The organism is Burkholderia sp. BCC1047 (assembly GCF_902833155.1).
In the GTDB taxonomy this organism is placed as follows: Bacteria; Pseudomonadota; Gammaproteobacteria; order Burkholderiales; family Burkholderiaceae; genus Burkholderia; species Burkholderia sola.
On sequence record NZ_CADFEH010000026.1, the window covers coordinates 14,039 to 27,410 of the forward strand.

Genomic DNA, 13,372 nt, shown 5'->3' on the forward strand with positions numbered 1-13,372 from the left:
AGGGGCGCGCGGGGCGCGACCCGCCGAGTTTAACCGGCCGGCGAACAAGACTCTAACGCGGCGTGATTCCGATTCACGCCGCGCGACGCACGTGGATCGCACATGCGCGTCGCGCGCCACGCGAAGGCGGTCGGTCGGCCTTCGCGCGCGCCGTGCATCAGGGGCTCCGGTGCGTGAACGTCAGCGTTGCGCCGGCCTGCGTCACGATCTGCAATTGCTGGGGCGCGCGCATCTGTACGCCGGTCTTCTCGATGTGGGCGAGCGCGTCGAGGTACGCGGATTCGAGCTGGCCGCCGAGCGTGTTCGGGCAGGCCATCCGCGTGCCGGCGAGCGGGCCGAAGCTCAGCAGGCCGTTCTTGATCGCGTAGGTGCCCATGTAGCGGTTGCAGCCCGAGAACCCGCTCGCGCGCCGGATGCCCGAGTCGGTCGACAGCGCGAGCTTGATCGGCTCGCCGTTGTCGCCGTGCGGGATCGCGCGTGGCGTGCCGTCGGCGTTCACCCAGCTGGTGAGTTCCCAGCTCGTGTCGTCGAGCAGCTGGACGGCGGCCGGGTTGTACGGGTCGGGTGCGGGGGCGGCGGAATCGGGATGGGTCGGCATCGCGCAGGCGGCGAGAAGCGTGGCAAGCGTCAACGCGCAGAGCGGCGCGCGCAACGGGCGAAGCAGGCCGGTGCGTGCGCGTGCGGCGGCAGACAGGTGGGACATGAGCCTCGTTCCTCTTCGGATTCTGATCAAGGCGTAAGAGTAACGCACCCGCCCCGCGGCAGGCGAGCCGACACTTCGCGTGCGAAAACGTTCGCGGGGCGCCCACGGGCCTCGCGCGATCGCGCGCGGGTGCGGCCCAACCGCCCAAACCGGCTCCGATGCCCGTGTTAACATCGAAGCCGTTTTCGTCCTCCAACAGAACCAGCGGGAAATCACATGCAGATCGGTCAGCGGCTCGGTACGCCGCTTTCACCCTCGGCCACGCGCGTCATGCTGCTCGGCGCGGGCGAGCTCGGCAAGGAAGTCATCATCGCGTTGCAGCGTCTCGGCGTCGAAGTCATCGCGGTCGATCGCTATCCGGACGCACCGGGCCACCAGGTCGCGCATCGCGCGCACGTGATCGACATGACGGACGCGGCCGCGCTGCGGTCCATCGTCGAAGCCGAGCGTCCGCACCTGATCGTCCCCGAAATCGAGGCGATCGCCACCGACGCGCTCGCGGCGATCGAGGCGGCCGGTCTCGCCGAGGTGATCCCGACCGCGCGCGCGACGCAGCTCACGATGAATCGCGAAGGGATCCGCCGGCTCGCGGCCGAGGAACTCGGCCTGCCGACTTCCCCGTATGCGTTCGCGGATTCGTTCGAGGCCTTCAGCGGGGCCGTCGCGAAGATCGGCATGCCGTGCGTCGTGAAGCCCGTGATGTCGTCGTCGGGCAAGGGGCAGTCGGTCGTGAAGACCGACGCCGACGTGCAAGCCGCGTGGGACTACGCGATGGCGGGCGGCCGCGTGAACCACGGCCGCGTGATCGTCGAGGGCTTCGTCGATTTCGACTACGAGATCACGCAACTGACCGTGCGCGCGATCGACCCGGCGACGCTCGACACGCGCACCTATTTCTGCGAGCCGGTCGGCCACGTGCAAGTGGCGGGCGACTACGTCGAATCGTGGCAGCCGCAGCCGATGAGCGCGACGGCGCTCGAGAAGTCGCGCGAGATCGCGCACAAGGTGACCGAGGCGCTCGGCGGGCGCGGGCTGTTCGGCGTCGAGCTGTTCGTGCGCGGCGATGACGTCTGGTTCTCCGAGGTGAGCCCGCGGCCGCACGATACGGGCCTCGTCACACTCGCGTCGCAGCGCCAGTCGGAATTCGAGCTGCACGCGCGGGCGATTCTCGGGCTGCCGGTCGATCCGGCGCTCGGCACGCCGGCCGCGTCGGCGGTGATCTACGGCGGGCTGGACGAGCGCGGGATCGCGTTCGAAGGCGTGCGCGACGCGCTCGCGGTGCCGGGCGCGGACCTGCGCCTGTTCGGCAAGCCGGAGAGTTTTGCGAAGCGGCGCATGGGCGTCGCGCTGGCGACCGGCGCGACCGTCGACGAAGCCCGCGAACGCGCGAAGCGCGCGGCCGCGGCCGTGCGGCCCGTGTCGGCGCGTTGACGGAACGAGGAGACGACGATGGCGTCGAGGTGGTTGCGTATTGGAAAGCTGGGCGCCGCGCTGGCGCTCGTCGCGAGTCTCGCGGGCTGCGGCCTCGCGGCCGCGCCGTGCCGGGTGGCGTCGGCCGGGCTCAAGATCGTGCCGCTCGTCGGCCATGTCGCCGCGGCGCCGACCGATGCGTGCGCGGACGTGATCGATCCGTGATTCCGGCGGCCGGCGCAATTTCCCGCCAGCCTGATAAACAATAACCGCGCGCCCGCCGATGGCGCGCTTCCACCCGTCTCGTGAGAGGACCTGCATGATTCGCCCAACCCTCGCCGCGCTTGCGCTCGCCGGCAGTGCCGTTTCCGTCGCGCATGCCGCGCAACTGACCGTCGAAGAGATCGACGCCGACGCGCGCCAGCCCACCGTCTATCAGTGCGCGAACCACAAGACGCCGGTGCGCGTGTCGTACTGGCTCGCGGGCAACGGCCAGAGCTTCGCGCTCGTGCCGGTCGACGGCAAGCAGATGCTGTTCGTCGACACGGTGTCCGGGTCGGGCGCGCGCTACCAGGCCGGCCGCTATACGTGGTGGACGAAGGGCAAGGAAGCGACGCTGCGCGACGAAATCGCCGACCCGAAGTCGCCGCCGCTGCTGGGCGATTGCGTGCAGGTCGAGAAGAAAAAGAAGAAGGGTTGAGCAGCGGGCGCGGAGCCTGTTCGCCCGGGTTGACCGGTTGCGCCGGGCTGAAGGCCCCGTACGCGCGGCCGACGGCGGGCATCCCGATGCGAGATTGCGCGATTGAACCCCTGATATTGTTCATCCGCCGATACGGCTACGCCGATCGGCCAGCCGCTCGCCTCCGCAGGCTGGGGCAGACCCGCCGCGCGAACCGCCGTCGCGGCCGTTCGCGGCGTTGTCACGGACAGATTCCCGCACGGTGCTACAATACGGCCCTTTCCGCCGGCATTCGCGCCGAACGGAGTCCGCACGGCCTGGCGTCCAGCGTTCGCATTGAACCGGGCCCAAGCGCCAGAGCGGCGCCGCGCGGCGCGCCGCGGCTCCGTCTATTTCCGAATTGTGATGAGCGCAGGCCCGGCCGGCCTGACGCACGATGTCCCCGCCGCGCCTTTTGAGCGAAACGCCACCATGTCCGATTCTGTCGCCAAGCCCGTCGACGCAACCTTCGATCAATTCGGCCTTGCCCCCGATATCCTGAAAGCCATTGTCGAGCAGGGCTATACGACGCCGACGCCGATCCAGGCGCAGGCCATTCCGGTCGTGCTCGCCGGCCGCGACGTCATGGGCGCCGCGCAAACGGGCACCGGCAAGACTGCGAGCTTCTCGCTGCCGATCATCCAGCGCCTGCTGCCGCAAGCGAACACGAGCGCGTCCCCGGCGCGCCACCCGGTGCGGGCGCTGATCCTCACGCCGACCCGCGAACTCGCCGACCAGGTCGCCGCGAACGTGCACGCGTATGCGAAGCACACGCCGCTGCGCAGCGCGGTGGTGTTCGGCGGCGTCGACATGAACCCGCAATCGGCCGAACTGCGCCGCGGCGTCGAGATCCTGATCGCGACGCCGGGCCGCCTGCTCGACCACGTGCAGCAGAAGACGGCGAACCTCGGCCAGGTGCAGATCCTCGTGCTCGACGAAGCCGACCGGATGCTCGACATGGGCTTCCTGCCCGATCTGCAGCGCATCCTGAACCTGCTGCCGAAGGAGCGCCAGACGCTGTTGTTCTCGGCCACGTTCTCGGGCGAAATCAAGAAGCTGGCATCGACCTACCTGCGCAACCCGCAGACGATCGAGGTCGCGCGCAGCAACTCGACGAACGCGAACGTCACGCAGATCGTCTACGACGTCGCCGAAGGCGACAAGCAGGCGGCCGTCGTGCAGTTGCTGCGCGATCGCGGCCTCAAGCAGGTGATCGTGTTCTGCAACAGCAAGATCGGCGCGAGCCGGCTCGCGCGCAATCTCGAGCGCGACGGCGTGGTCGCGTCGGCGATTCACGGCGACAAGACGCAGATCGAGCGGATGCAGGCGCTCGACGCGTTCAAGCGCGGCGAGATCGAGGCGCTGGTCGCGACCGACGTGGCCGCGCGCGGCCTCGACATCGCCGAACTGCCGGCCGTGATCAACTTCGACCTGCCGTTCAGTGCGGAAGACTACGTGCACCGGATCGGCCGTACCGGCCGCGCGGGTGCGACGGGCGACGCGCTGTCGCTGTGCAGCCCGAACGAGCGCAAGCAGCTCGCCGATATCGAGAAGCTGATCAAGCGTCCGCTCGACGTGCAGACGCTCACGCTCGACAAGCCGGCGCGCCAGCGTCACGACGAACGTGGCGGCGAGCGCGGTGGCGACCGTAGCGGCGATCGCCACGGCGAACGCGGTGGCGAACGAGGCGGCCGTCGCGAGCGCGACGAGCATCGCGGTGCGTCGGGACACCGGTCGGCCGGTGCCGAGCGTGGCGGTCGTCCCCGTCGCCACGAAGCGCCGGTCGACGATTTCTTCCTGAAGCCGTACGAGCCGTCGGCATCGGCGAAGCAGCCCGACGACGCACAGCCCGCGCAGCAGCCCGAGAAGAAGGGGCCGAAGCGCCAGGTCGCCGCGCTGCTCGGCGGCTTCGGGATGCCGCGCAAGCCGTCGGCGTAAGCCGGGCGGAGCGCAGCGGCGGCGCGTCGGCGCTGCCGGACAAGCGGGTGCATGCGACGAGCATGTGCCCGTTTTTCATTGGGCGACGCGATCGGGGCGGGGCGTGCGCGCGGCCGCGAAAGCTTGCCGCGTGCGGGATTGGATATTTTGATGCGGTGTCGCAGCGGACGAGGTGCTCCGGCTTCCGTCACGCTTTCATGCGGCCGGATGCGCCGCCGACGGATGCCGGAACGCAGTCGCTACGGGCCGGTGTCGCGCACGCGGTTCAACCGGCGCGCGGCCCGAAGCGACGTGCCCACGCGTCGATCGCGGCCGCGTAGAACGCGTCGATCGTATGGCCCGGTAGATCGCCACCTTCCGCCAGACCGAGATGCGCGGCCGCCGCCCGTAGCGCCGGCAGCGGATCGTTGCGCTCGAGCGCCGTCGCGCCCGTCTGCTTGCTGAGCTTTTCGCCGTTCGCATCGACGACGACCGGCACGTGCAGGTATGCGGGCGTCGGCACGCCGACGCAGCGCTGCAGATAGATCTGGCGCGCGGTCGAATCGAGCAGGTCGGCGCCGCGCACGACGTGCGTGATACCGGCGTCGGCATCGTCGACGACGACCGCGAGCTGATACGCCCATTGGCCGTCCGCGCGTTTCAGCACGAAATCGCCGACTTCGGTCGCGAGGTTCTGCGATTGCGTGTGCTGCCAGCGATCGTCGAACGTGACGACCGCGTCGCTGCCGTCCGGCACGCGCAGCCGCCATGCGCGTGCAGGCTTGCCGTGCAGGCCGGTGCGGCAGGTGCCCGGATACGCGAGCGTCGTGTGGCGTTCATGCGCGGCGCGCAGCGAATCGGCGATTTCCTTGCGCGTGCAGCCGCACGGATACACGCGCCCGGCCGCGACGAGCCGCTCGAGCGCGGCCGCGTAGGCCGCGTCGCGCGTACTCTGCCAGACGGGCGGCTCGTCGGGCATCATCCTGAAATGCGCGAGCGTCGCGAGGATGTCGTCGGCCGCGCCGGGCACCGTGCGCGGGCCGTCGAGATCCTCGATGCGCACGAGCCAGGTGCCGTCGTGCGCGCGTGCGTCGAGCCAGCTCGCGAGCGCGCCGACCAGCGAGCCGAAGTGCAGCGGCCCGGTGGGCGAGGGCGCGAAGCGGCCGCGATAGCCGTGCTTCATCGGCGGGGCGCGGTGCGACGCGCGGTTACGCGGCGCTGGCTGCCTGCGCGCAGGCCGGGCACGACTGGCCGGGCACGTAGCTCGGCGATCGTTGCGCTTCCGGCGTGACGACCGCGCGGCACGCGAAGCACGTGACGTTCTCGGTGGGCTGGAGTTGCGGATTCAGCGCGGTGCGGTAATCGAACACGAAGCAGTCGCCGTGATAGTGGGCGCCGCCGACTTCCTCGAAGTACTTCAGGATCCCGCCTTCGAGCTGGTACACGTTGTCGATGCCGATTTCCTTCATGTGGATCGCGGCCTTCTCGCAGCGGATGCCGCCGGTGCAGAACGACACGACCGTCTTGCCTTCGAGATCGGCGCGGTTCGCGTCGATCACTTCCGGGAATTCGCTGAACTTGTCGATCCGGTAGTCGAGCGCGTTGTCGAACGTGCCGACGTCGACTTCGAACGCGTTGCGCGTGTCGAGCATCACGACCGGGCGGCCCGTGTCGTCGTGGCCGCGGTCGAGCCACGTCTTCAGCGTGCGCGCATCGACGAACGGCGCGCGGCCGAGTTCCGGCTTGATCGCGGGCTTCTTCATCGTGATGATCTCGCGCTTCAGGCGCACGAGCATGCGGCGGAACGGCTGCGAGTCGGACAGGCTTTCCTTGAACTGCAGCGTCGCGAACTTGCCTTCGAACAGCGGATCGTGGCGGATGTACGCGATGAACGCGTCGGTGGCTTCGCGCGTGCCGGCGATGAACAGGTTGATGCCTTCCGGCGCGAGCAGGATCGTGCCGCGCAGGCCGAGTTCGTTGCAGCGGGCGGTGACGAGCGGGCGCCATTGCTCGTTCGCGTCGAGCGACACGAAGTGGTAGGCGGCGAGGTTGACGATGGTCATGATGGTCCGACGGGAAAACGGCCGCACGGCGGCCCGCAAAAAAGGGTGCGAAGCCGGGGCGTTGATTCGAAAAACCGTATTATCCCGCAAACGGCGCGGGCATCGGTATCTGGCCGATCGGCCAGCCGCGCGACGCGTCGCCGCGTGCATCGGCCGAACGGCCAAAACGGGCATTTTTTGGGCAGCCTGCGCGGCGAGGCGGCTACAATAGCGCCCATGTCAGATCCTCGCTTCGTCCATCTTCGCGTTCACTCCGAGTTCTCGATCGCCGACGGCATCGTGCGCATTGACGACATCGTCAAGGCGGCCGCCGCGGACGGTCAGGGCGCGCTCGCGCTCACCGATCTCGGCAACGCATTCGGTCTCGTCCGTTTCTACCAGGAAGCCCGCGGCAAGGGCATCAAGCCGATCGCCGGCTGCGACGTCTGGATAGCCAATCCGGACGACCGCGACAAGCCGTCGCGGCTGCTGCTGCTGGTCAAGGACAAGGTCGGTTACCTGAATCTCTGCGAGCTGCTGTCGAAGGCGTGGCTCACGAACCAGTACCGCGGCCGCGCGGAACTCGACGCGAGCTGGCTCGACGGCGAGCTCGCGCAGGGGCTGCTCGCGCTGTCGGGCGCGCAGCAGGGCGATATCGGGCTCGCGCTGGCCGCGGGCAACGAAGAAGCCGCGCGCCGTCACGCCGAGCGCTGGGCGCGGGTGTTTCCGGGCGGCTTCTACATCGAGCTGCAGCGTTACGGCCAGCCGGGCGCCGAGGCATACATCCAGCAGGCCGCGACGCTCGCCGCGTCGCTGAAGCTGCCGGTCGTCGCGACGCACCCGACGCAGTTCATGACCGACGACGATTTCACAGCGCACGAGGCGCGCGTGTGCATCTCGGAAGGCGACATCCTCGCGAACCCGCGGCGCCAGAAGCGTTTCACGACCGACCAGTATTTCCGCACGCAGGCCGACATGGCCGCGCTGTTCGCCGACCTGCCGTCGGCGATCGCGAACACGGTCGAGATCGCGAAGCGCTGCAACCTGAAGCTCGAGCTCGGCAAGCCGAAACTGCCGCTGTTCCCGACGCCGGACGGCATGTCGCTCGACGACTACCTGGTCCAGCTGTCGAAGGAAGGGCTCGAGACCCGCCTCGCGCAGTTGTATCCGGTCGAAGCGGAGCGCGACGCGCAGCGCGACACGTACTACAAGCGCCTCGAATTCGAGTGCGGGACCATCACGAAGATGGGCTTTCCCGGCTACTTCCTGATCGTCGCGGACTTCATCAACTGGGCGAAGAACAACGGCGTGCCGGTCGGCCCGGGCCGCGGCTCGGGCGCCGGCTCGCTGGTCGCGTACGCGCTCGGCATCACCGACCTCGATCCGCTGCGCTACAACCTGCTGTTCGAGCGCTTCCTGAACCCGGAACGCGTGTCGATGCCCGACTTCGACATCGACTTCTGCCAGCACGGCCGCGATCGCGTGATCCAGTACGTGAAGGAGAAATACGGCGCGGACGCCGTGTCGCAGATCGCCACGTTCGGCACGATGGCCGCGAAGGCGGCCGTGCGCGACATCGGCCGCGTGCTCGATCTCGGCTACATGTTCACCGACGGCGTCGCGAAGCTGATTCCGTTCAAGCCCGGCAAGCACGTGACGATTGCCGACGCGATGAAGGAAGAGCCGCAGTTGCAGGAGCGCTACGACCACGAGGACGAAGTCCACCAGTTGCTCGATCTCGCGCAGCGCGTCGAGGGCTTGACGCGTAACGTCGGGATGCACGCGGGCGGCGTGCTGATCGCGCCCGGCAAGCTGACCGATTTCTGCCCGCTGTACACGCAGGGCGACGACGGCGGCGTGGTCAGCCAGTACGACAAGGACGACGTCGAAGCCGTCGGCCTCGTGAAGTTCGACTTTCTGGGTCTCACGACGCTGACGATCCTCGACTGGGCCGAGCGCTACATCCGCCGCCTCGATCCGTCGAAGGCCGACTGGTCGCTCGCGCAGGTGCCGCTCGACGATCCGGCGTCGTTCCAGATCCTGAAGAAGGCCAACACGGTCGCGGTGTTCCAGCTGGAAAGCCGCGGGATGCAGGGCATGCTGAAGGATGCGCAGCCCGACCGCTTCGAGGACATCATCGCGCTCGTGTCGTTGTACCGTCCGGGCCCGATGGACCTGATCCCGAGCTTCTGCGCACGCAAGCACGGGCGCGAGAAGGTCGACTATCCGGATCCGCGCGTCGAACCCGTCCTGAAAGAGACCTACGGCATCATGGTCTATCAGGAGCAGGTGATGCAGATGGCGCAGATCATCGGCGGCTATTCGCTCGGCGGTGCGGACTTGCTGCGTCGCGCGATGGGCAAGAAGAAGCCCGAGGAGATGGCCAAGCATCGCGAGATCTTCGCCGAGGGTGCGGCGAAGAACGGCCTCACGCGCGAGAAGTCCGACGAGATCTTCGACTTGATGGAGAAGTTCGCGGGCTACGGCTTCAACAAGTCGCACGCGGCCGCGTATGCGCTGCTCGCGTATTACACCGCGTGGCTGAAGGCGCACCATCCGGCCGAATTCATGGCGGCCAACATGACGCTCGCGATGGACGACACCGACAAGGTGAAGATCCTGTTCGACGACTGCGTCGTGAACAACCTCGCCGTGCTGCCGCCGGACATCAACCAGTCGCATTACCGGTTCGAGCCGGTCGCGGAAGTCGACGGCAAGCGCTCGCGCACGATCCGCTACGGGCTCGGCGCGGTGAAGGGCAGCGGCCAGAACGCGATCGAGGAAATCCTGCGTGCGCGCGAGGAAAAGGCGTTCACCGATCTGTTCGACTTCTGCGAACGGATCGACCGGCGCGTCGTCAACCGCCGCACGGTCGAGGCGCTGATCCGCGCCGGCGCGTTCGACTCGCTGAACCCGAACCGTGCGCAGTTGATCGCGTCGGTGCCGCTCGCGATGGAAGCGGCCGACCAGGCCGAAGCGAACGCGATGCAGGCCGGGCTGTTCGACATGGGCGCCGAGTCGCCGCATGCGCACGCGCTCGTCGACGAACCCGCGTGGGACGACAAGCGCCGCCTGCAGGAAGAAAAGGCCGCGCTCGGTTTCTACCTGTCCGGCCATCTGTTCGACGCGTATCGCGAAGAAGTGCGCCGCTTCGTGCGACAGAAGGTCGGCGACCTGAAGGAAGGGCGCGACAAGCTCGTCGCCGGCATCATCGCGTCGCTGCGCACGCAGATGACCCAGCGCGGCAAGATGCTGATCGCGCTGCTCGACGACGGCTCCGGCCAGTGCGAGATCACGATCTTCAACGAACAGTTCGAGGCCAACAAGGCGCTGTTCAAGGAGGACGAACTGCTGATCGTGCAGGGGCAGGCGCGCAACGACGCGTTTACCGGCGGCATTCGCTTTACCGCCGATACCGTGATGGATCTCGAACGCGCCCGTAGCCGCTATGCGCAGGCCGTGCGGCTGACGATGAACGGCAACGCCGACGCGCTCGCGCTGCGCCGCGTGCTCGAGCCGCACGTGTCGAAGGACGATCCGGCCGCGGCGAACGTGGTCGAAGCGCCCGCGCCGCGCGGCGGCGGCCGCGATGGCGGTCGGCGCCCGCCGGCGCCGCTGCCGAACGGGCTTGCCGTCCAGATCCACTACAGCAACGCGCGCGCGCAAGGCGAAATGCGCCTGGGCGACGCGTGGCGCGTGAAGCCGAGCGACGTGCTGCTGGCGGATCTGCGCGCGGCGTTCGACGGCAGCGTCGTCGAAATCACGTACTGACCGCGCCCCGCTTCGGCGGCGGTCGCGTAGAGGCGGCCCGCCGCATCGCCATCGTGCGGTGCGGCGGGCCGTTTTTACGTGTGGCGGCAGCCGGGGTCTTGGGCTAGCCATCCGGACGCTATACAATCCCGCGCTAACCGTCCGAACGCGACGCGTGCCGCGGGATCGCATGGCGAGCAGCGCCGGTAGCGCGCGTAAACAGGGGCGGATCCGTGCGGCGTGCGGCAGCGCGCGGCACGGTAAGCCCTCGGACCAGGATGCCGTGGAACGGCCCGCCGCGACGATAAAAACTGATTGTCCCCACATGACCATGGCCAATGGAAACCCGCCGCAGCGGATCCTCGTGATCCGGATTGATTTTCTGGGCGACATGCTGTGCACGACGGCGTTTCTCGGCGCGCTGAAGGCGCGTTGGCCGGGCGCGGAGCTGCATGTGGTCGCGAACCGCTACAACGCGGCCGCGCTGGCCGGAAACCCGGACGTGCATACGATCCACACCTACGTGTACAGCCGCCAGTGCGAGCGCAACGATCGTCCCGGCCGGATGCGCGCATTCCTCGACCGGCTGCGACTCGTGCGCCGTCTGCGCCGTTTGCGGTTCGATCTCGTGATCGTGCCGAACGGCGGCATGCATCGCAGCAGCATGCAGTTCGCGCGCCAGCTTCGCGCGAAGGATTGCCGCTGGCACGATGCCGAGACCGAATTCGACGATCGCAAGCCCGAGCATGTCGCGCGGCGGCCGATGTGCCACGAAGCGCTGTCGGGCTTCCGGCTCGTGCCCGAACTCGGTTGCGCCGATCTCGATCGCCTCGCGCTGTCGGTGCATCCCGATCGCACGCTGCAGGAAACGTGGCATCGGCTGCTCGGCGCGCGCATGAAGCCGCGCGTCGGGCTGTTCGTGTCGAACAAGGCGGTCGAGCGCCGCTGGCCCGCCGAGCGCTGGCGCGACCTCGGCGAGCGCCTCGCACCGGTCGCCGACGTGATCGTGTTTCGCGATCCGGCCATCGGCCACGCTGCCGAAGGCGAGTTGTGGCGCGACGTGAATGCACGGCATGTCGCGCCTTCGTCGGTCGCCGAGCTGGTGGCGGCCGCGAGCCTGCTCGATGCGATCGTCTCGGCCGACAGCGCGCCCGTGCATCTTGCGTCGGCGCTCGGCGTACCGGTGGCCGCCCTGTTCGAGGATCGTCCCGAGAAATACCTGCGCTGGCATCCGCTCGGCGTGCCGCACGTGATCCTGCGCGCGGGCCCGACCGTCGACGCGATCGGTATCGATGCGGTCGAGCGCGCGGTGCGCCACCTGCTGCCGCAGGCCGGCCATCGCGACGAAGCCGCGGCCGGTACCGCGCTCGCGCAACCGGCCGCCGCCACGTCACCTGCGATCGCGCCGATCGCATCGTAGCGCCGGGCGCGTCGTGCGGCCGCGTCCCGCACGACGCTGCGCCGGCGGGGCCGCATCGCGGCAGCCTGCGCGGCCGGTGCGCGATGCCGCGCCGGCTGCTGCAAAATCCTGTACATTGCCAGCCTTGTTCAGCCAGCCAGACGATCACCGTGGCCCTGTTTTCCTCCGCCCGTCCACCCAGAACCATCCTCGTTGCCGCGCCGCGCCGTATCGGCGACGTGCTGCTGACGACACCGCTTGTCCGGTCGCTGAAGGCCCGCTGGCCGGACGCGCAGATCGACATGCTGGTGTTTCGCGGCACCGAGGGCGTGCTCGAGCACAATCCGGACGTGCGGCGCGTGATCGTGGTCGCGCAGCGCGCGGGGTTCGGCGAGCGGCTGCGCGACGCGCTGTCGATGTGGCGCCGCTACGATCTCGCGTGCGCGGCGCTGAGTTCCGACCGGCCGCGTTTCTACAGCTGGTTCGCCGGCCGCAAGCGGGTCGGCCTCGTCGACCCGAACCGCGTCACGTGGCTCACGCGGATGATGCTGAACGGGATCGCGATCAATCACCATGAATCCGCACATACGGTCGTCAGTACGCTCGCGCTTGCGCCGGTGATCGGCATCGAGCCGGTGTCCGAGGTCGTCGCGCCCGGCATCGGCGACGATCCCGCGCGGCGCGCACGTTTCGACGCGTGGCTCGCCGAGTCGCCCGCGATCCGCGCCGGCAAGCCGCTGGTCGTGCTGCATCCGTATCCGATGTTCCGCTACAAGCAATGGCGGCTCGACGGCTGGGTCGAGATGATCGGCTGGTTGCGCGAGCAGGGCTTCGCGGTCGCGCTGTCGGGCGGCCCGGCCGATCGCGAGCGCGAGTATGCGGAGCAGGTCGCGAGCGAGGCGGGTGGCGACGTGCTGAACCTGGTCGGCCGCCTGACGTTCGGCGAGAGCGCGGAGCTCGTGCGGCGCGCGCGGCTCTTCATCGGGCCCGACACCGGCGCGACGCACGTCGCGGCCGCGACCGGCACCGACACGATCGCGCTGTTCGGGCCGTCCGACCCCGTGCGCTGGGGGCCGTGGCCGCAGCGCTGGCCCGCGACCGAGAATCCGTGGTCGCTGCGCGGCTCGGGCCGGCACGGGAACGTGTGGCTGCTGCAAGGGGAAGGCGACTGCGTGCCGTGCCGGCACGAAGGCTGCGAGCGTCATGTCGACAGCCGCAGCGACTGCCTCGTCCATCTCGGGGCGCAGCGCGTGAAAGCCGCGGCGGCCGAGATGCTCGGGCTGAATCCGCCGGGCCCGGCCGACATCGTCGTCGACACGTCGCGGCTGCACCGCACCGGATCCGACTGACGCGCGGCAAGCGCGCGTTTTTCTTCGTTCGCAGGGGGCGCGTGTTTCGCGGCGAGCCATGCGGCTCGCCCGCATCGGCGGTGG

Annotated in this window: 10 protein-coding genes; 7 read left to right on the forward strand and 3 right to left on the reverse strand. The window is 69.0% G+C overall.

The window, feature by feature from the left end; genetic code table 11:
- Positions 1-157: 157 nt before the first annotated feature.
- Entirely contained in the window at positions 158-703 is a 546-nt protein-coding gene (locus HWX55_RS24360) for an META domain-containing protein (RefSeq protein WP_175930602.1), read from the reverse strand.
- A 216-nt stretch (positions 704-919) separates the two neighbouring features.
- Here HWX55_RS24360 and purT point away from each other — a divergent pair, with 216 nt between their 5' ends.
- From purT to HWX55_RS24380, 4 genes are all read left to right on the forward strand, one after another.
- On the forward strand, positions 920-2,134 hold the full coding sequence (gene purT, locus HWX55_RS24365) for a formate-dependent phosphoribosylglycinamide formyltransferase (protein ID WP_175977604.1): 1,215 nt from the start codon (positions 920-922) through the stop codon (positions 2,132-2,134).
- Positions 2,135-2,152: 18 nt separating this feature from the next.
- A complete protein-coding gene (locus HWX55_RS24370) occupies positions 2,153-2,338 on the forward strand; it encodes a DUF6726 family protein (protein WP_006497052.1) in 186 nt (61 codons plus the stop codon).
- A 94-nt stretch (positions 2,339-2,432) separates the two neighbouring features.
- A complete protein-coding gene (locus tag HWX55_RS24375; protein WP_175977605.1) occupies positions 2,433-2,813 on the forward strand; it encodes an MliC family protein in 381 nt (126 codons plus the stop codon).
- Between the two features lie 384 nt (positions 2,814-3,197).
- Positions 3,198-4,769 carry a DEAD/DEAH box helicase gene (locus HWX55_RS24380; protein WP_175977606.1) on the forward strand — a complete coding sequence of 524 codons (1,572 nt, stop codon included), beginning with the start codon at positions 3,198-3,200 and terminating at the stop codon, positions 4,767-4,769.
- A gap of 265 nt (positions 4,770-5,034) precedes the next feature.
- On the opposite strand, the gene gluQRS is transcribed toward HWX55_RS24380, so the two are convergent.
- The gene (gene gluQRS, locus HWX55_RS24385; RefSeq protein WP_175977607.1) at positions 5,035-5,931 is read right to left on the reverse strand and encodes a tRNA glutamyl-Q(34) synthetase GluQRS; all 897 of its coding nucleotides are present in this window, start codon (positions 5,929-5,931) and stop codon (positions 5,035-5,037) included.
- Positions 5,932-5,956: 25 nt separating this feature from the next.
- Positions 5,957-6,811 (reverse strand): sulfurtransferase, encoded by an 855-nt coding sequence (locus HWX55_RS24390; RefSeq protein WP_050016357.1) that lies wholly within the window; start codon positions 6,809-6,811, stop codon positions 5,957-5,959.
- Positions 6,812-7,027: 216 nt separating this feature from the next.
- On the opposite strand from HWX55_RS24390, the gene dnaE reads away from it, so the two are divergent.
- The 3 genes from dnaE to HWX55_RS24405 all read left to right on the forward strand — a co-directional run bounded on the left by dnaE (position 7,028) and on the right by HWX55_RS24405 (position 13,288).
- Positions 7,028-10,561 (forward strand): DNA polymerase III subunit alpha, encoded by a 3,534-nt coding sequence (gene dnaE, locus HWX55_RS24395; RefSeq protein WP_175977608.1) that lies wholly within the window; start codon positions 7,028-7,030, stop codon positions 10,559-10,561.
- 310 nt (positions 10,562-10,871) lie between these two features.
- Entirely contained in the window at positions 10,872-11,960 is a 1,089-nt protein-coding gene (locus tag HWX55_RS24400; RefSeq protein WP_175977609.1) for a glycosyltransferase family 9 protein, read from the forward strand.
- A 149-nt stretch (positions 11,961-12,109) separates the two neighbouring features.
- Entirely contained in the window at positions 12,110-13,288 is a 1,179-nt protein-coding gene (locus HWX55_RS24405) for a glycosyltransferase family 9 protein (protein ID WP_175977610.1), read from the forward strand.
- Positions 13,289-13,372 lie beyond the last annotated feature (84 nt).